Origin of the sequence: Paraburkholderia sp. RL18-085-BIA-A (genome assembly GCF_046027075.1) — a bacterium.
In the GTDB taxonomy this organism is placed as follows: domain Bacteria; phylum Pseudomonadota; class Gammaproteobacteria; order Burkholderiales; family Burkholderiaceae; genus Paraburkholderia.
The window spans coordinates 40,043-58,818 of the sequence record NZ_JARESU010000055.1; the positions used below are offsets into that span (position 1 = coordinate 40,043).

The 18,776-nt window shown below is 61.2% G+C and carries 15 protein-coding genes and 3 pseudogenes; 12 read left to right on the forward strand and 6 right to left on the reverse strand.

From position 1 onward, the window contains the following. Positions 1-17 precede the first annotated feature (17 nt). A complete protein-coding gene (locus tag P0D89_RS29505) occupies positions 18-416 on the forward strand; it encodes a RidA family protein (protein ID WP_408361889.1) in 399 nt (132 codons plus the stop codon). A 24-nt stretch (positions 417-440) separates the two neighbouring features. On the opposite strand, the gene P0D89_RS29510 is transcribed toward P0D89_RS29505, so the two are convergent. Then, entirely contained in the window at positions 441-1,412 is a 972-nt protein-coding gene (locus P0D89_RS29510; RefSeq protein ID WP_408361888.1) for an amidohydrolase family protein, read from the reverse strand. A gap of 171 nt (positions 1,413-1,583) precedes the next feature. On the opposite strand from P0D89_RS29510, the gene P0D89_RS29515 reads away from it, so the two are divergent. Beyond that, the gene (locus tag P0D89_RS29515) at positions 1,584-2,483 is read left to right on the forward strand and encodes a LysR family transcriptional regulator (RefSeq protein ID WP_408361887.1); all 900 of its coding nucleotides are present in this window, start codon (positions 1,584-1,586) and stop codon (positions 2,481-2,483) included. A gap of 123 nt (positions 2,484-2,606) precedes the next feature. Here the strand turns inward: P0D89_RS29515 and P0D89_RS29520 are convergent, their stop codons facing one another. Together P0D89_RS29520 and P0D89_RS29525 are read right to left on the reverse strand one after the other, a co-directional pair. After that, entirely contained in the window at positions 2,607-3,599 is a 993-nt protein-coding gene (locus P0D89_RS29520; protein WP_408361886.1) for a LacI family DNA-binding transcriptional regulator, read from the reverse strand. Between the two features lie 299 nt (positions 3,600-3,898). Further along, positions 3,899-3,973 (reverse strand): annotated as a pseudogene (locus P0D89_RS29525) (IS6 family transposase); the annotation flags it as partial. A gap of 269 nt (positions 3,974-4,242) precedes the next feature. Between P0D89_RS29525 and P0D89_RS29530 the strand changes: the two are divergent. Further along, the gene (locus P0D89_RS29530; RefSeq protein WP_408361885.1) at positions 4,243-4,545 is read left to right on the forward strand and encodes a hypothetical protein; all 303 of its coding nucleotides are present in this window, start codon (positions 4,243-4,245) and stop codon (positions 4,543-4,545) included. A 468-nt stretch (positions 4,546-5,013) separates the two neighbouring features. Here P0D89_RS29530 and P0D89_RS29535 read toward each other — a convergent pair. Beyond that, positions 5,014-5,865: pseudogene (locus P0D89_RS29535) on the reverse strand (IS110 family RNA-guided transposase); the annotation flags it as partial. Between the two features lie 301 nt (positions 5,866-6,166). Here P0D89_RS29535 and P0D89_RS29540 point away from each other — a divergent pair. Further along, the gene (locus P0D89_RS29540) at positions 6,167-6,442 is read left to right on the forward strand and encodes a hypothetical protein (RefSeq protein ID WP_408361884.1); all 276 of its coding nucleotides are present in this window, start codon (positions 6,167-6,169) and stop codon (positions 6,440-6,442) included. Positions 6,443-6,762: 320 nt separating this feature from the next. Here the strand turns inward: P0D89_RS29540 and P0D89_RS29545 are convergent, their stop codons facing one another. Then, positions 6,763-7,215: a DUF3597 domain-containing protein gene (locus P0D89_RS29545; RefSeq protein WP_408361883.1), complete on the reverse strand. Its 453-nt coding sequence runs from the start codon at positions 7,213-7,215 to the stop codon at positions 6,763-6,765. Positions 7,216-7,457: 242 nt separating this feature from the next. Here P0D89_RS29545 and P0D89_RS29550 point away from each other — a divergent pair. The 8 genes and pseudogenes from P0D89_RS29550 to P0D89_RS29585 all read left to right on the forward strand — a co-directional run. Next, positions 7,458-7,748, forward strand: a pseudogene (locus P0D89_RS29550) (PRC-barrel domain-containing protein); the annotation flags it as partial. 883 nt (positions 7,749-8,631) lie between these two features. Next, positions 8,632-9,552, forward strand: coding sequence for an alpha/beta fold hydrolase (locus tag P0D89_RS29555; RefSeq protein WP_408361882.1), 921 nt, complete (start codon positions 8,632-8,634; stop codon positions 9,550-9,552). Positions 9,553-9,554: 2 nt separating this feature from the next. Beyond that, a complete protein-coding gene (locus tag P0D89_RS29560; protein WP_408361881.1) occupies positions 9,555-10,124 on the forward strand; it encodes a methyltransferase family protein in 570 nt (189 codons plus the stop codon). Between the two features lie 14 nt (positions 10,125-10,138). Beyond that, on the forward strand, positions 10,139-11,413 hold the full coding sequence (locus P0D89_RS29565; RefSeq protein WP_408361880.1) for a glycosyltransferase: 1,275 nt from the start codon (positions 10,139-10,141) through the stop codon (positions 11,411-11,413). Between the two features lie 43 nt (positions 11,414-11,456). Beyond that, positions 11,457-13,007: a DHA2 family efflux MFS transporter permease subunit gene (locus P0D89_RS29570; RefSeq protein ID WP_408377604.1), complete on the forward strand. Its 1,551-nt coding sequence runs from the start codon at positions 11,457-11,459 to the stop codon at positions 13,005-13,007. A 22-nt stretch (positions 13,008-13,029) separates the two neighbouring features. After that, entirely contained in the window at positions 13,030-14,010 is a 981-nt protein-coding gene (locus P0D89_RS29575) for a glycosyltransferase family 2 protein (RefSeq protein ID WP_408361923.1), read from the forward strand. 72 nt (positions 14,011-14,082) lie between these two features. After that, a complete protein-coding gene (locus P0D89_RS29580) occupies positions 14,083-15,597 on the forward strand; it encodes an efflux transporter outer membrane subunit (RefSeq protein ID WP_408361878.1) in 1,515 nt (504 codons plus the stop codon). Positions 15,598-15,683: 86 nt separating this feature from the next. Beyond that, complete coding sequence (locus tag P0D89_RS29585; protein ID WP_408361877.1) at positions 15,684-16,880, forward strand: HlyD family secretion protein; 1,197 nt, start codon at positions 15,684-15,686, stop codon at positions 16,878-16,880. A 253-nt stretch (positions 16,881-17,133) separates the two neighbouring features. Here the strand turns inward: P0D89_RS29585 and P0D89_RS29590 are convergent, their stop codons facing one another. Then, the gene (locus P0D89_RS29590; protein ID WP_408361876.1) at positions 17,134-17,925 is read right to left on the reverse strand and encodes a hydroxyacylglutathione hydrolase; all 792 of its coding nucleotides are present in this window, start codon (positions 17,923-17,925) and stop codon (positions 17,134-17,136) included. Positions 17,926-18,776: the final 851 nt, after the last annotated feature.

The window sequence follows — 18,776 nt, forward strand, 5'->3', positions numbered from 1 at the left end:
AAGGCGATGAGAAAAACATGAACGACAGTGGCACGCGCCGCGCATTGCGTGGCGTCAATCCAACCGACCTCAATCCAGTCGGGCACTATTCCTCCGCGATGATCGCGGGCGACTTCGTCTTCCTGTCCGGCCAGACGCCGCGCGACGCCAACCGGCATGTGATCGGCGACTCGATCGAAGAGCAGACCCGTGCAACGCTCGCCAATGTCGAGTGGGTGCTGGCCGCCGCCGGCGCGCGACTGGAGGACGTCGTCAAGGTCACAGTCTATCTGACCGACTTGACGCTCTTTAGCCGCTTCAACGCGCTCTATGCGAGCTGGTTTGCCGAGCACAAGCCGGCGCGAACGACCGTGGAAGCCGGTCTGCAGGGTGTGCTCCTGGAAATCGACCTGGTTGCCTACATCGGCAAGCGCTGAAACAGCCGGCGCGCCGCACACACGCTAAAAGCCGTAAAGCCTTGCAGGATTTTCAACGAGGATTCGACGCCGCGTCGATTCATCGGGTATCCACAGCGTCAGGTCATCCAGCAAGTTGGCAGCGTCCGGCTTGTTGTCGGCCGCTTGCGTCGGATGTGGCCAGTCCGATCCCCACAGCATCCTGTCCGCGGCAAGTTGGGTAAGCCTGAGCGCGACCATGCCGGCGTCGGCGTAGACCGGCGCTCCGCTTCGCGACGCAAGATAGGGACCACTCAATTTGACCCAGGTACGACCGCCGGCCAGCAGCGTCTCGATCATCCGGAATGCGGCATGCTCCGCGCCGCCCGGTTGCGGGATCTGCCCCATATGATCGATCACGAGCGGCGACGACAGACTCGCAAGCAACGGCCGATGCGCGAGTAGCTGCGCAGCGGTGGCATTGACTTGAATGTGCCAGCCAAGCGGTTCGATCCGCTTCGAGAGCGGCTCCATCATCGATACCGTGACGCCGACCAGGTATTCGAGATTAAAGCGCAGCCCGCGTACACCCAAATCGTGAAGACCGGCCAGCTCACCATCCGTCACGGTGTCGGACACGGTCGCAATGCCGCGCGCGGTCTTTCCAAACTGCGACAGGGCATCGAGCAGGCAACGGTTGTCGGTTCCATACGTCGACGGTTGAACGACGACATGTCGCTCGACGCCCAGCCTGCGCTGCAGCGCGCGATAGTCGGCGACCGTCGCGTCGGGCGGCTGCAATTGTGCTGACGGATCGACCGGATACCGCGCATCGTAGATGTGGTGATGACTGTCGGTTGTCTTCGGCGGAACGGGAAAGCGCGGCTGGCCGGTGCGGCCAACGCGTGCCGGCTCCTCGGGAAAAGCAGATTCGCCCGATGAGGGCGGCGTGGTTGCTGGGCCGGTCGTCCGGTTGCCGCGGCGAGGGTCTTCGCCGCCTTGGGGTAGATCCCAGTGGCTTTGCTTCTGCTGCTTCAATCGGCATCTCCTTTAGCCGGTGGGTCAATGGGAACGACGGACGGTCCTGACGCAAAATGACCAACCACGCACTGCGTTCTGACACAACGAAAAGAGTGGCTCAGTATACGAATGAATTTTGTCCGGGAGATAATCAAAGTTAGCGACACCATCTGATAGAAACCCTCGATCATGCGCATTTCTCTTCAACAAATTGAAACCTTTTATTGGGTGGCGCGATTAGGCGGATTTCATGCGGCGGCGCGTCATCAGCACCTCACGCAGCCGACCATTTCGGCACGCATCCAGGAGTTCGAAGAGCATCTCGGCGTGCAACTCTTCACGCGCAGCCGGACGCACTCCGAACTCACGCTCGCAGGCCGCGACGCGCTCGTCAATGCGGAACAGGTGCTAAAGCTCGCCGAAAAGCTCGAACAGATTGCGAAGCGTACCGATCCCATGTACGGGCTGCTACGTCTCGGCGCGATTGAGTCCATCGCCCACGCGGGGCTTGCAGATCTACTCACGCAACTCAAGACGCGCTATCCGCACATGAAGATCGAACTCACGATCGACGTGGGCGTCGCCCTCGGACGCAAGCTTGGTGCGCACGAACTGGACATAGCGATCCTGAACGATTCAACCAATGCGCCCCACGTGGTCGAGACCGCCATCGGCTACACCGATCTACACTGGGTCGCGTCGCCGCAACTCGTGCCCAACTGCAATGTCGCGCCTCACGAGCTTGCGTCGGTGCCGATCATCACCGTCTCGCAACCGTCATCGAACCATTCGCTTGTGATGAACTGGTTCCGCAGCGCCGGTTGCAATCCGGACAACATCAGCTCATGCAATTCCCTGTCCATGATGTCGCGGCTGGTCGCGGCGGGACATGCGGCGGCCGTGTTGTCGCCCGCGATAATGCGCACGGAGATCGACGCCGGGCTGATTCACGTGCTGAACACTGAACGGCCGATCACCCAGCAAGGATTCTTTGTCGCCTATCAGGAAGAGTGTCTGAGCGGCGCGGATACCATCGTGGAACTGGCAAAAGAGGTGCTCACGCGCAGCCGCGTGCTGATTCCGCTGTAGTCGGCGGTGGGGCGCGGACTATTGCGCGCGGGAAAGCAACACTGGAATCGCAGCCACGGAACCCCGAGTCGCTTCAAACGTACGCCTCGTCAACGACGCCACGCCGCGCCGCGCGTGGGCGACCTAGGCGTTGCGAGGACGCGCCGTCGTGCCGCGCACGATCAGGTCGGTCGGCACGATGTTCTGGGAACTCACGGGCCGTCCTTCGATCCGTGCGAGCAGATACTCGGCGCTGCGCGCGCCGATTTCATCGGCGGCGAGCCGCATGGTCGTCAGCGGCGGCGACGTGAAGCTGGAAAATTCGATGTCGTTGATGCCCGCGATCGACAGGTCGCCCGGCACGTCGATACCCGATTCGCGCGCCTCGGCCAGCGCGCCGATTGCGAGCAGATCGGTGCCGCAGATTACGGCCGTCGGACGCTCGGGGCCGTTCATCAGCGCCTTCATCGCCATCTTGCCTTCAATGATCTTGTGCGGCATCTCGATCAGATGCTCGTGGCGCAACTGCAGCCCTCGCGACTGCAGCGCCGCGCGCACGCCGATGATGCGATCAGCCGCGCGATCGCTATGCTGCGTCATTTGCGTAATCATGCCGAAGCGCGTATGGCCGAGATCAAGCAGATAGTCGGCGAGTCGACGGCCGACCGCCACGTTGTCGAAGCCGACATACGGATAGTCGTGATCGACCGTCCAGCCATTGACGAGCGGAATCTGCTCCTTTTCGATCAGTTCGTAGAGCGCGGGCGAGTGACTGCGGCCCACGAGCATCAGCCCGGCGATGCCGTCCGCGATAAGGGCGCGGACCTGCTTCAGCTCATCTTCCTGGTCGTAGTACGAGCATCCGAGCAGCAATGTATAACCGGCTTCCCCGATGCGCTTTTGCAGCGCGAACACGCCGATCGCGAAGTTCTGGTTTTCCAGCGATGGGATCACCGCGCCGATCGTTTTCGAGCGCTGCGAAGCCAGCGCGCGCGCTGCGGCGTGCGGTGTGTAGCCGAGTTCCTGCGCGATGTCGCGCACACGGTTCTGCAGTTCTGCCGCTACCCTTGCGTTACCGTTCAACACGCGCGAAACGGTCGCAGTCGATACCCCTGCCGCCCGCGCGACATCTACCACGGAAATCGCATTCGATTTGCGACGCGGCGCTCTTTTCTTTGTCTCGTTGCTCAACTTGCACCCTGCCCGGTCTCGAGGCGCACCATCGCGCCTGCCCTGTCCGGCATACTATAACGCGGCACCTTGAGAAATGGCCACCGCCGGGCGCGGGACTTCGCCTGGTTGGTCCGTTCGGGGTTCGCGCCGAACTTCATTTTTCTGGCATGTAGCCGAGCTGCCTCACGTTTTGTTCCAGCGGTTGTGCGCATGACCAGACACGCCGTGCAAGAACATCGTCATTGACACGCAAGGTCACATCAGTACCAACGTGCTGCGCAACTGATGACGCCGGCTGGGAAACGGTGCCCGTGATAAAGCGATTTCGGCTTCTTCATCTTCCAATCTCAGGCGGCTGAGGCCGCGATCTGACAAACCCCTTTTGACCGGTTTTTTGTGCCCGAGCGAATTCCTCTTTCAAAGATGCGAATCGCCGGCCAGCCAGGCCGTCCTCGCCGTTGACTCCGGCCCTGCGCAACCCACCTGCGAACAACAGGGCATCAACGCTGCGCCGTTTCGCCACAGCCTCGCTATTTTGAGACACGTCCGACACTCGTCCTGGCTGGCAAATGCGATCGTTAACGCAACTGATCTGCGGGAGAGAGAAATGAAAGCGATTGCGGTTATGACAGTGGTCACCGTGTGCCTGGCTGGACTTGCGGGGTGCGGCACCACGAAAAGCTACAGCGAGATGTATGTGCATGGCTGGACACGTGAAAGCATGGAGAAGCGGTTCCCGACCGGGACAACCGAACGGCAGGTTGTTGACAGGCTTGGCTATCCGTACCGGGCCAGCAAGGCTGATCGCGTGGAACGCTGGGACTATGCTGGTGGCAAGACCAGCAAACAGAGGATCTCATTCGTTTTCCGGGACGGCAAGCTCGTCGAGAAGATGTACGAGAATTTCTGATCGGCGGTCTGGGCGCGCTGCGCGTTCATTCCTGCCACAAAAAAGGTTTGTGGCGGAAAGAACAGTGGGACGAGCGATTTCCAATCCGCGCAGGAATACTCACATGACAAGCGAATAGAATCGCCCGGTCGCAGTTTTGGCGGCGCCGTTGTCCTGCATCTGCCCTTTGCGGATCATATGCATGTATATGAACGCCTCCCGTTTGCGAAGCAATTTCGCCGGTTTTGACGTGCAGGATCGGCTGCGGCTGTATATACGGCCTTTCTGCAGCCGATATCGATGCAGCAGCGGGCCCCTATGAAATTCGCTGACTCGCACCTCATTGACTTCACGACCTCGTGGCTCTTATGCATATTCAGGTTTAGCGAGTCCCTGCCCAACCTGTCTTGTCATCAGATTCGATTGCCAACGCAGTCTTTCGACGGATCATCCTGTGCAGGCGTTGATGCTCGAGGCGCGGCTAACCTTTCAGGCTGGCTTCGCGCCGAAGTTCCCCTTCTGGTACGGCCTGTCGTGGGCGAGGACTGTCCAGATCGTGCGCGCCGTCTTGCTGGCTAGCGCCATGGTCGCCACGTTTGGCGGTCGCCGCTTGCTAATCTGCTCAATCCAGGGGCCGGGCTCCCGGGCATGGGCGAGGACGCTGCGCGCGCCGTGAATGAGCAGCGTGCGCAGATGCGTGTCGCCGCGCCTGCTGATGCCGAACAGCGTGACCTTGCCTCCCGAGCCCGTTTGCTTTGGCACAAGACCGATCCAGGACGCAACCTCGCGGCCCGATCTGAACGACTTCGCATTGCCCATCGTCGCCACTGCGGCTGTCGCCGTCAGCACACCGACGCCCGGGATCTCGCTAATCGCCCTGACCGCCTTGTCCTCCAGCAGCCACTGGCGCAGTCGCCGCTCGATCACGACGATCTGCTCATCGAGCTTTGTGGATCCGTTCCACTGCTCGCGCAACGTATCGACCAGCACGGCCGGCAGACGATCCAGGACGCTGGTCAGCACCGCACGTATCGCCTTGTCCAGTGCAGCCCGGCCCTTGCCCATCACTTCGCCGTATTCGGTCAACAGTCCGCGCAGGCTGTTGATCCGCGTCGTACGGAACTTAAGCAGTTGATGGCGCATCCGGTGCAGCGCCAGCACTGCCTGCTGCGCTTCGGTTTTTACTGCCACTGCCTTGCCTGACTGCTGCACGGCCAGCCAGATCGTCCTGGCGTGCGCTGCATCGCTCTTGTTGCGGATGTTGAACGCCTTGACGAATTCGGCCGGCATTAGCTTCACCTCGTGCCCCAGCTTCGTGAGTTGCCGTGCCTGGTGTTGTGACCACTTTGTATCGCCGGAATTCTACCGCCCATCTCTTACTGCAACACAACCGCCAAGCCACTGTCCACTGCGGGGTCTGCTTCGTTCAAGGCCGCACCACACTGTGTCCGATCCCGGGGTGAAGCCGCGACCGTCGCTCTAAAAGCCCCGATAATCAGGTCGGAACAACAGGTATGCTCCGCTTCGGAAAAGAGCGGTTCGGCGCCGACGGGCATCTGGGCCGGGGCATCGGAATTGCGGCTTGCAGGTGCGGGCGACATTTTAGCGTGCTAGTGGCCCCTTCCCGTCCGAGGAGACTGTCATGCGAGCAGCAACGAAAGCCATTTTGATTTCAGCGCTATTTGTCGGTATTTCAGGCAGCGTCTACGCACAAGGCGCGGGCGGCGGGGCCGCTGGCGGGCAAGGTGGAACGGGAATGAGCAAACCGAACGCCGGCGGCACGACCGATACCGTGTCGGGTGCGTCGGGAGCCAACAGCATGGCGCCCTCCGGTACCACGTCCCACAAGAAGACGCATAAGAAGTCCAGCGCCGCCATGCCGGCGTCAGCGACCAATCCGGCTTCAGGTGGCAGTTAAAGGAAAAAATTTCACTTTGGGTCGTCGCGCCTGCGTGCGATGGGAGCGCGCCGACCGCACTTCTGCCAAGGCCTGCGGGCAGGCGCGTCACCAGGCGGCAGCGTTGACTGCGGAAAGCAGGTTCCCTTGGTCGTGTCCGCCGACCGCAATGAAGTTTTCACGCACGTTGGCTGATCTACCTACCCTAGGTGGACCGCCACGTTGCGCGCTTTCAAGCGGGATGCCTATTAGGCGCGCGACGCTGGAGGGAACCGGCGCAAAAATGCCGCAGACCACGCTCCGACCTTCGTCCCCTCCAGCTCGTATTCAACCCTCGCGAGTCAGTTTTTGAGGTCGTCCGGCACCTTGCCGCCATTTTCTGCGAGCTTTTGCATAACCTCTCGATGCAGCCAGACGTTCATTGCAGCCGAATCCTCCGTGTTGCCGGCGTAATGAAGTTCGGATGCCAATTGTTTGCGCGCATCAAGGCTGCTGTCCAGCCCGAGAACCTTGAGCAGGTCGACGATTGACGTCCGCCAGTTCAGCCGTTCGCCGCTTCCCTCCTGCATCCGGGCAAGCACCGCCTCAACGTCGACCGTCGGCATCGGCGTAGCGGACGGCTGTGATATTGGGGCCGCAGGAGCTGACGGCGTCGACGGCGTTCCTGTCGGTACTGACGCGCTGGCGGGCGCTGTCCCCGCAAGCGCCGCCGGCGAGGTGATCGAGCCAGGCGTTGTGTTAGCGGGATGGTCGTGCGGAAAAATCTTGTTCAGGATAGCTGAGAATATGCTCATTTTTCGCTCCTTGGTCGGTGGCCACTTCACCTGAAATGGCATTCCGGCGGCGCAACGGGCATGCCCAGGAAGCGCCCTCCTGCTGTTCTTCCGGTTTAACGTGGGGGTCGCAAAGGGGTGGCTCTTTACTGCGGGCGTTCGATGGTTTGGTCCCGCCTGCCATATCCAATGGTTCCTTCCATCATCACTGGGCATAGCGCTTGCGCGCCGCTGAGTATCCCTATTTTGTAAAGGAGACAATCATGAGCACATTCGACCCGCAGGGCAGCCCGTCGGGCGCCGGGGCACGCATCGTTGGCACGGGCGTAGGCGATGGGCCGGGCCCGGACGTCATGGCAGCGGCCACGCTTGATGGAACCAAGGTTGTGACCTCAGACGGCGAAGACGTCGGAAAAATCTCGGACATCATGCTCGACGTTCGCGGTGGCAGGGTGGCATATGCGGTGCTGTCAGAAGGAGGATTTCTTGGAATGGGCTCGACGCTGCACGCAATTCCGTGGAGTGCGTTGACACTGGATACCGACGCGAAATGCTGCGAAGGTCTGCTATCGGGAAAACTGGTGGTCCCTTAGTGGTCCAGACTGTGTCAAAACGCACGTTGCATCGACCCAGCGCAAAAGACGGCTTGTCAGAACGCCCTATCGGCCTCACGGCACTGCGGGAAACGTAAGGCAACCCCTAGAACCTGGCGATTGTGAGTTTTGACACGGCCTCCGGCCATTCCGGTGATCGACAGAACCGCCGCCAAGATCGCCCCGAATGACAGTTCCCAAGAAATGGACAGCGCGCAAAAAGCCCGCACTGAGTCCGTTTGAGCAGTATCCATGTCAGCAAATAAACACCAACCAGGCACTGCTTATTAATCCTTTCTGCCACCATCGTCTGCTGATCGACGCGCGAAGTCATGCGCCGACAACTTCGGACGGAGCGGTCGTTTGAGATGCCATCGATCCGCCTCATATGACGGAAAAAGTTCGGCCGGATATTGGCAGCAATGCCGACCTCAAATCTTTTTCTGCTAGTGCATTAAAAAAGCGCCACGCGCACGGGCGGGAATTCAATCAATTAGGCCAGGGTCTTTTCCGCGGGCTTCCGGAAATAGTTTCAAATGAGGAGAGGCATAATTTACCGCCTCATTCTGACACATCTCGCATCGGAAATTGATACCGAAACTGTACATTATGTGTACATAATTTTACATTTTACTTTCTAATTCTTTTCGCTAAATAAATTAAATGTTTGCTTGATTTTGCTAAATTTATCAGACAATATTTGCTCGCCTAACACGCATCGAAATATGCTTGGAGAATCAATGCTCTGGCGGCGGAACGCTGCTCCAATATCGTTTTGCTCATAGAATTGTTATAGATATGTGACGGTAAATTTGTCATTCAATTTAGAATGCCCGGGGGTTGTATGCCTGTCGAAAAAGAAATATTTATTTTACATAATTCTCTCAAAGTGCATATCGAACGGCACATTTTCGATACCGTGCGCAAGAGTGTAATTCTCGTGAATGGAGCCCTGGCAACAGCCGCCTCATTTGGGCAAACAATCAAATACCTTGGCGAACGGTATAACGTTATCTGCTTCGACCTGCCTTATGCCGGCCAGTCCAGACAGCACAATCGCAGCGGCTTCCTGCTCACGAAAGACGACGAGGCGGACATTCTGCTGCAGCTGATCAATCATTTCGCGCCGAGCTACCTCTATTCCGTATCCTGGGGCGGCCTCTCCGCATTGCTCGCCTTGTCGCGGCGCCCTGCCAGTATCGAAGGTGCGGTAATCGGATCGTTTTCCCCGTTTCTCAACGACGCAATGATCGCCTACGTGACCCAGGCGAGGGACATGCTCGATTCCGGGGAGCACCTGCAGGCTGCACAGCTATTGAACGACACGGTGGGCAAGCACCTGCCCCGCATCCTGAAGCTTCTGAACTACCGTTATCTAACCGGTTTGCCGAAGGAAGATCAAAGCCGGGTCGCGTTCCACGCCGAACAGATCCTGGCGCTGAGGCCCGAAACCTACCTCGATAAACTGGTCAATATTCGCTGCCGGCTCAAGTTCATCAACGGCGAACTCGACGAATACACCACCGCGGAGGATATTCGTGGCCTGGCGCGTTACGTCATGCACGCCCAGTTCGCTACGGTGCCGAACACCGGACATTTCCTCGAACTCGAGGGGCGAGTTCAGGCGGCCTCCATACGTGACGAAATTCTCGACTTCTTCGGTCTCGATCACGAGTTCGATCGTTCGCGGCTTGAGGTGCTACCTTCCTTGCCTGTCGCGCAAACGTTTGCAAGCTCCGCCCTGAACGTCGATTTCGGGAGCTGAAAGTGACGATTTATCACACGATTGCGGTTCTTGGTCCGTGGGCTGTCTGGCTTGCCTACTGGATGAAAGCGTCCTCCTGGGCGAAGCAAACCGTCAAGCGCGAGGATCGCCTCTCGCGCACCATTCAGTCGATTCCGCTCATCGTCGGCTGTGCGCTGGTTGCGTTGCCGGACAGGGTCGCCGGCGCATGGAGTCTCACGAACGCGCATTTCGATTTGCAGCAATGGATCGGCATTGCGATCATCGTCGCCGGCCTGAGTTTTTCCGTCTGGGGCCGCCGCCATCTCGGTCCGAACTGGAGCGTGTCGGTCACCTTGAAGGCGGATCACGAACTGGTCCGCAGCGGCCCGTACGCGCTCGTCCGCCATCCCATTTACTCGGGCTGCCTGTTTGCAATCGCGGGCGCTGCAATGGTCACGGAACAATGGCGCGGCGTGCTCGGCTTCACGCTCATCTTCGCTTCGCTCGCCTATAAGGTTCGCGTCGAGGAGCTGTGGCTGGCGGAGTATTTCGGCGACCCGTACCGTACCTATCGCCGCGAAGTGCGGGCGCTCGTGCCTTGGCTCTATTGAGCGGCGCCCGACTCATGGCACACGTGGTCATCACCGCAATCGGTTCGGCTGGCGACGTTCATCCGTTCGTCGGCATTGGCCGAACCCTCGCGCAGCGCGGACATCGGATTGTGCTTTGCACGCATCCGCAGTTCGCGCCGCTGGCAGAACAGCACGGTTTCGCCTTCGTGCCGATCGGCACGTGGGACGAGTATGCCCAGGCGATCGCCAGCCCCGCGCTATGGAATCCACGCACCTCGTTTCGCACCCTGTGGAGCATCGTCGCACCGAGCATCCGGCCGCACTTCGATGCGCTTGCCGCGCTGGCGACCTCCGACACGGTACTGGTCGGCTCGTTGTGGGCGTTCGCCGCCCGCCTGATGCAGGAAGTCCATGGCACGCCGTATATATCTGTCCAGGTGTCACCTTCGACCCTCCTGTCCGCAAGCGCTCCACCCACGCACAAGCGTCTGACCGTGCCCATGTGGCTGCCGCTTTCCGTCAAGGCAAAGTGCATGGAAATGATCGAGACAGGCGTGCTCGACAAGGCATGCGGCCCCGCACTGAACGACGTGCGGGCGGCGCTGGGTCTCGCACCGGCGAACCGAATTCTCGGCCAATGGCTGCACTCGACAGACGGCGTGCTGTGCCTGTTCCCGGACTGGTTTGCGACAGCGCAACCCGATTGGCCGCGCAATCATTTCATGGCGGGTTTTCCACTCTTCAACGATGTGTCACCCGAGGCGTTCGACGACGAGTTGAATATTTTCCTCCTGGCGGGCGAACGGCCGGTCGTCTTTACACCGGGTTCCACGCTAACTGACGAGCAGGCGTATTTCGGCGCCGTCGACGAAGCGCTGCGCCGTACCGGCGTACGCGCTATCGTCCTGGCCCGCAACGCCGGGCAGCGGTGGCGCGCAGGCCGAGGTGTGCTGGTGCGCGATTTCGTCCCGATACGGGCACTCCTGCCACACTGCGCGGCAATGGTTCATCACGGCGGAATCGGCACGGCCGCACTTGCATTCGAGGCCGGCATTCCCCAAGTGGTCACGCCGTTCGCGCACGATCAGTTCGACAATGCGCAGCGGGTCGCGAAGAGCGGTTGCGGCATTCGCATCGACAGTCCTGCAAGTGGTAAAGCGCTCGCCTCGGCACTCTCGCACGTCACCACAGACCGGTGGGTCGCGGCCAGTTGCAGGCTCGCCAAACAGCGGATCGGCACGGCCCCGGACGCCTGCGAAGCAGCCGCGCAATACATCGAGCGCTGGGCCGATCGCCGTGCCGCCGTCGGCACGCATTCGGCCGCTTGAACGACCCTGGAAAGATACCAACCACATGAGTACTGCAAGTAGCATGGCCACACAGAATGTCGGAGGTCGCGAGGCGCCGCCCTTGAGCGGTGCAAGGCTCGCGTTGCTGACTTTCGCGCTGTCGCTCGCCACGTTCATCGAAGTGCTCGATTCGACCGTCACGAACGTCGCCGTGCCATCCATCGCGGGCAGTCTCGCCGTGTCGAATTCGCAGGCGACGTGGGTCATCAGTTCGTATTCGGTCGCAGCGGCTATCGCCGTGCCGTTGACAGGCTGGCTGTCGCAGCGGATCGGCGAGGCGCGCCTGTTCGTCTGGTCCGTGCTGCTATTTACGCTGACCTCGCTGCTGTGCGGCATGGCCGGCAATCTGGAACTGCTGGTTCTATGCCGTGCTCTCCAGGGACTCACTTCAGGCCCGATGGTGCCACTGTCGCAGGCCATCCTGTTGCGCGCGTTTCCGCCGCATAGGCGCGTGCTGGCGCTTGCACTCTGGGCAATGACCGTTCTGCTCGCACCGATCTTCGGTCCGGTCCTCGGCGGCTGGATCATCGACCAGTTTTCCTGGCCGTGGATTTTCTTCATCAATCTGCCGATCGGTTTATTCGCCTTCACGGCATGCGCCGCAATGTTGCACCGCGAGCCTCCCGATCCGCACCAACCGCCGATGGACACGATGGGCATCCTGCTGCTCGTCGTCGGCGTGGGTACGCTACAAGCTGTGCTCGACCTCGGGCGCGACCACGGCTGGTTCGACTCGTCTTTGATCGTCGGCCTCTCGTTGATCGCGGCGCTCGCTTTGGTCTCGCTGCTGATCTGGGAATCGGCCGAACCCTATCCGGTCATCGACCTCAGCCTGTTTCGCGACCGCACGTTCTCCTTCGGCGTGGCGATCATTTCGCTCGGGATGGTGAGCTTCTCGGTGATCGGTGTCATCTTCCCCCTGTGGCTGCAAACCGTGATGGGATACAGCGCATTTCAGGCGGGATTGACGGTTGCGCCGCTCGGCATCCTCGCACTCGTTTTCTCCATGCTGATCGGCATCTTTCTGGACCGGTTCGATGCCCGCGTCGTCACGTCGTTCGGTTTTCTGGTGTTTTTTGCCGTGCTGGCGTGGGACGCGCACTTCACCCTGACGATGTCGTTCTGGCAGATCGTCACGCCGACCTTCATTCAAGGCATCGGCCTGCCGTGCTTTTTCATCCCGTTGAGTGCAGCAATCCTGTCGCGCATCCCCAACGAAAAGCTCGCGGCGGCGTCGGGGTTGTCGAATTTCCTGCGCACGCTGTCCGCCGCTTTCGGCACCGCGCTCAGCGTCACCTGGTGGGACAACCGCGCCGCGCATCACTACGGCAACCTCGCGCAATCGGTGACGCATGCATCCACTGGCACAAGCCTGTTCATGCGATCGCTGCAAACGCTCGGGCTGGGCCCCAATCAATTGGCCGCCGTACGCAATGTTGTTGAGCAACAAGCCTACATGATGGCGACCAACGACCTGTTTTATATGGCGAGCCTCGTGTGCCTCGCACTCGCTGTGCTGATGTGGGCAACCAGACCGTGGCGCGGCATCTCCGCTGCACGCGCCGGACACTGACACGCATATCCGTATGACGATCATGAGCGAAACGATCTCCTCTCCAGCTAGCGTGACCGCCGCCGGCAGCGCCGCGCCTCTGATCGGCGCATTGGTGGTGCTGTATCGCCCGACGCCCCAACAACTGACGCATCTGTTCGAACTGTGCCAACCTGGCGTGCCGGTAGTTGTCGTCGACAATTCACCGGTGGCCGCCGCCTCTATGGTTAATGGCCTCGCTACACACGGCATCGCATACCTTCGCAATGCCAATCGCGGCGGAATTGCCGGCGCTTACAACCGGGGCCTCACACACCTGTTCGAGCGCGGCGTTGGCGCCGTCGCGCTGTTCGATCAGGATTCGCGGGTGAGTGCCGATTACTTCCGGGTGATGCGCGAGTCCTGCACGGCGCTCGGCGCACGACCCTACGCCATCGGACCGCGCATCTATGACGAGAACATCCGGCGCTTTCTGCCGCAGATGTACAGCAACGGCTTTTCGATCCGCACGCTGATCTTCGATGCGGGCGCATCGTTGCAGCCGTGCTCGTTTCTGCTGTCTTCCGGCTGCGTCATTTCGCGCCTCGCCTACGAGCGGCTGGGTGCGTTCGCGGAGCCACTATTTATCGATCATGTCGACACCGAATATTCATTGCGTGCGTTGCTGCGCGGCGTACCCTTCTATGTCGAGCCACGGCTCATTCTGTCGCATCGCATCGGTGAAAAGCGGCAACATCGGCTCGGTCCAATACGCCTCACCTCGATGAATCACCCGGCATTTCGCCGCTATTACATGGCACGCAACGGCATGCACCTGTGTCTTCAATACGTTCCGTCCCTTCCGGTTGCGCTCATACCCAATCTCATCACACTCATGCAAGTGTGCCAGGTGTTGCTCTTCGAGTCCGGCAAGCTGGCGAAGCTCTCCGGTATCGCCTGCGGGATTGTCGACGGCATGCTCGGCAGGCTCGGGCCGCTCGAAGCCGCGCGCCCGCGGCTCGCAGCCCGTCTGGCGCGCGACTGATCGATGGGGATCGATATCTGCCTTTCCCGCCGTGCCTTGAAGCGCCTATCGGTTCGCGCGTCAGCCGCGTTGGTGACTGTGTCGTGTGTGCTGACGGGTTGCGCGGACCACAGCCCTTATCAGCCGCTTGTCATGCACGCGCCCGGCCCGGAGGCACTCGCCCAGTTCACGAAAGACGCGGACGGCGTATGGCCGGAGGCACAGTGGTTCGCGTCGTTTCATGACCCACAGCTCGATGCGCTTGTCGAGGAGGCCTGTGCCGGCAACCCGGACATCCAGGTGGCGAGCGCACGGATCGCCCAGGCGCAGTCGCAACTCGACCGGTTCACCTCGGGCACGGGACTCACGGGCGGCGCAACGGCGGCAGCCTACAAAGCGCGCATGCCTGCCATCGACGGCGCGGCGAACGTGAACGTCGACGGTACGACGGTGCCGATCCAACTCTTTAGCGACCCCTGGGTATCGCCCGGAAGCGTTATCGTCGGCGCCAACTATGAGCTGGATCTATGGGGCAAAAACCGCGCGCTCACCCAGGCGCTCGTGTCGGCACGTGACGCCGCGCGCGTCGATGCGCAGCAGGGCCGCCTGACCATCACCACCTCCCTCGTTACCCTCTACGGCCGACTGGCCTACGAATACGCGAGGCACGACCTGATCGAGGCCAAACGCCACGAAGCGGGCGAACTCGACACGATCCGGCGCACGCGCGAGGCGAGAGGAATCGACAGCAGCTACAGTGCGCAGCAGGAACAGATCGAACAGGCCACCATCCGCATGCAATTGCAGACGATTGACGATTCAATCACGCAAACGCAGTTGCAGATCGGCGCGCTGACCGGTGCGGGTCCGGAACGCGGCCTCTCATTGCAACGGCCGACGCTGGCTGATACGGACACCTTATCCGTGCCCGCAAGCCTGCCGCTCGAACTGCTCGGCCGACGCCCGGATATCGTCGCCGCCAGGCTGCGTGTTCAGGCCGCAACGGCGAAGATCGCAGCCACCCGCGCGCAGTTCTATCCGAACATCAATCTGTCTGCGGGGGCCGGGCTGGCGTCATTGAGTCTCGGCTCGCTGTTTTCGAGCGCGTCGGCATTCTTTGCCCTGGGCCCCGCCGTCTCCCTGCCGATCTTCGAACTCGGCCAGTTGCGCTCGCAACTGCATGGCGACTATGCGCAAGCAGACGAAACGATTGCGCTCTACAACAAGACACTCGATAGCGCCCTTGCTGACGTCGCCCGGTCGATTGCAACGATGCGAAACCTCACGGCACTCATTGACGAGCAGAAGCGGATCGTCGCCGCGCGCGAGCAGATGCTCGCCGTCGCCACTGAACGGCAACGGCGTGGCCTCATTGCGCAGGCGGACGTGCTGGCGCAACGCGACATGAAACTCGACGAGCAACTGCGGCTCCTCGAACTCAACGCGCAGCGGCGCGACGCTGACGTTGCGTTGATCCGGGCGCTCGGGGGCGGGTTCGTGGCGAACCAGACGGGGGCCGCCGCCGCTTCGCCTGTAGAGCCCGCGAATCAGGATCCGCACGAAAGCCTGCGTGATAATCGCTCTTCTATCACTCCTTCCTCTAGCTGAGTCGCATGAGCACAGAAAACCTGCTTGGCGAACGCGTTCCGCTTGCGCAGCGCGACCCAACGAAGATTTCCCGCCGAAACCGGCTGTTGGCGCTGCTGTTCGGCGTCGCGGCTGTCGCGGCCGTTGCGGTAGCGGTGCACTGGTTCGTCTCCGGGCGTTTCGTCGAGGAAACGGACAATGCGTATGTCGCCGGCAACGTTGTGCCGATCGCAGCGCAGGTGGCGGGCACCGCTCGGGAGGTGCTGGTGGGCAATACCCAGTACGTCAAGGCTGGACAACCGCTGGTGCGGCTGGACGACACCGAGGCGCGCATCGCGCTGGGGCAGGTCGAGGGAGAACTCATCCGCGCAGTGAGGCAGGTACGCAGCGCTCACTTCTCCACTGCGATGTACCGGGCCGCCGTCGAAGCTCGTGCGGCGGAACTCGAGCAGGCCGAACAGGCCTTGAAGGCGCGCTCGGACGCCACGGTCCAGGTGGTTTCAGGGGAAGAGTACGAGCGCGCACGGGAGTCGGTGGCGGTCGCACAGGCCAATCTTGCAGCGGCGCGCAGCCAGCTTGCAAGCGGATTGGCCACGAGCGGCTCGGGAGATATCGACGACGATCCCGCCGTGATGCAGGCGATACAGCAACTGAAGCTTGCCTACCTACGGGTCGCACGCACGACCCTCGTGGCGCCCGTCGAAGGCTCCGTGGCCCAGCGCTCCGTGCAGATCGGACAGCCCATTGCGGCCGGCGCGCAACTGATGACGGTCGTGCCGGTCAGGCAAGTGTGGATCGAGGCGAACTTCAAGGAAGGGCAAGTCCGCAACCTGCGCATCGGGCAGCCGGTTTCCGCGGTCTCCGACCTCTATGGATCGGGGATGGTATTCCACGGCCGGGTCGGTGGACTGTCGCCCGGAACGGGCAGCGCGTTTTCGATGTTGCCGCCGCAAAACGCGGCCGGCAACTGGATCAAGGTCGTTCAGCGCGTACCTGTGGTCGTTTCCCTGGACCCGGCGGAACTGGCGGCGCATCCGCTGCGTGTCGGCCTGTCGATGACCGTGTCGGTCGATACCCATCAACGCGACGGTGCATTAAACACGGCTATCGATCCAGCTGGCGCCGGCGCTTCGCCTGCGCCGGATGAAGAAATGGACCGCGCGGACGCGCTCGCAAAAAGACTTATCGAGGAGAACGACGGGTTCGGTCCCGGTGAGGCCACATCCAAAAGTGACGAGGGCCTATCACGGCCCCGTGGCCGCAAAATGGCATGCCGCAGCAAATCGATTCCTTGTCGACAGTGAACGCTTGCACGAAAGCAAAAACCCGGATTCATTCGACTTCGACGACTGACGTCGACAATCCAAAGCGGCCATTAGCGTAGTATGGAATGCTACCTGTGCGGTTGACCGCAAGGGCCGAATAACCGTCACCCTGTGCGAGTCGACAAACGGCCTTTGTACCTTGATTGTGTTTGCAAGGACTTCCCCCGATCTTGACTCTCAGGGGAAGTCCTCGCAACAGAATCGGAGCGGCAACGCTCCGCGCCCTGCTGCATCACCACCTGTTGCGCAACTCGCGAAGCTTGAGAAACACAGCCTTGGCATCGGGTTCTTCCGGGAGATCCGAGAAGCGTTCCCGCAATCTGGCGATCACGCTCGCGCTTGTGAGCCGGAAGAAGGTATTGAATTGCTCTTCATCCTTAAGCGTGGTGACGATCGAGGTCTTCGGGTCATGACCGGCCACGCGGGGAAGCAGGGCCCGAGCAGCAGCGTTTTCCGGCTCGATCGATAACGTGAACCTCAGATTGTTCTCGATGTAGTCATGCCCGGGATAGATCCTCGTGTCATCCGGCAGTTTGGCGAGCTGGCCCACAAACGTGGCATACAGCTCGCCCGGATCGCCTCCGTTGTGGCAATTGCCGGCGCCCGCATTGAAAAGGGTGTCGCCGGAAAACAGCGCCGGCTGGTCGGTATGTGATCGCAGGCAGATGTGGCACATGGTGTGACCCGGCGTGTCCATACATTCGAGTTCGATCCGCTTCCCGACTTTGATGACGTCTCCGGCCTTGACACCGCGGTCCACCCCCGCGATGCGAGCGCCGGCCTTGAAATGAGCGAGCAGCCTGGCGCCAGTGGCCGCGACCATCGCTTCGTTGCCGCCGGTGTGGTCCCGGTGCTCGTGGGTGTTGAGGATCTGGGTGATCTGCCAACCCTTGGCCTTCGCGGCGGCGAGGCACTTTTCATGGTCCAGTGGGTCAATGGCAAGTGCTTCGCCGGTTTCCGGACATGCAATCAGGTAGTTGAAGTTACGGTAGGCATTGCCAGTCCAGATACGCTCGACGATCATCGCGTGCTCCTGAGGGCTTGCTGCCGACGAACAGGCATTGGCAGGAAGCCGTGTTACCGACCTGACGCCCATGGAACCGCATCGCCGCGGGCGCAACACGTAGGCTCCGATCTTCAGCTATGGTAGCAGCGATCGTTCAAGCCTGTTGGCACAGACAAGCCCCTGACCGGGGGCGCTACGCTAGTGGGGAGTTCGAGCTTACGCGGCTCACCCGGCGTGCGGCGTTCTTGCATATTTGCGACGCAGCATGAGTAGCTCAGTTGCTCACCCCAGTCGGATTCACGTCCCTCGGGGGTGAGGCCAAACAAGTCCCAGAGCGGTTCGGTGATACCGAAGTGGCGATAATCCGGTCCGGGATCGGTCGGTGCGAAGAACAGCTCCGCGCCCCAAAAGTGGCGGATCACTCCGTTCTCTAGCCGAAACACATTTGGCATGCCCACTGCCGCCTCGCACCGGTTTCCGGCAGGGGGCCGGCGCAGCAAACAGGAGTCGCCATCGCCGCCAGCCTGGAACCGGGTCCGGCCAACACCGCATGCCGGCAGGCTCCGGCTCCTGACTTGCAGACGTGCCGCGAGCGAGTTCGTGTGACTGCAGATGCCAGAGTCGCCAGGGCAAGCCGGTTCCAGCGGACTCGCCTGGAACGGCGAGGCGAAATCCACTATCGTGTCAATTGAGGAGGTGCATTGCACACGCCCAGGATCGCCGGGCGAGATGTCTCGCTCGATGCCGCCGGCGACGATCGCAGGACCGCAGGTGTCCTCTGGAGGGAGGGCACGGGCTCTACCGCGCGGCGCTGCTGGCTTGTTAGCGTCGACGGACTGCACGCTCGACGCGCTCACGGTCGGTCGATT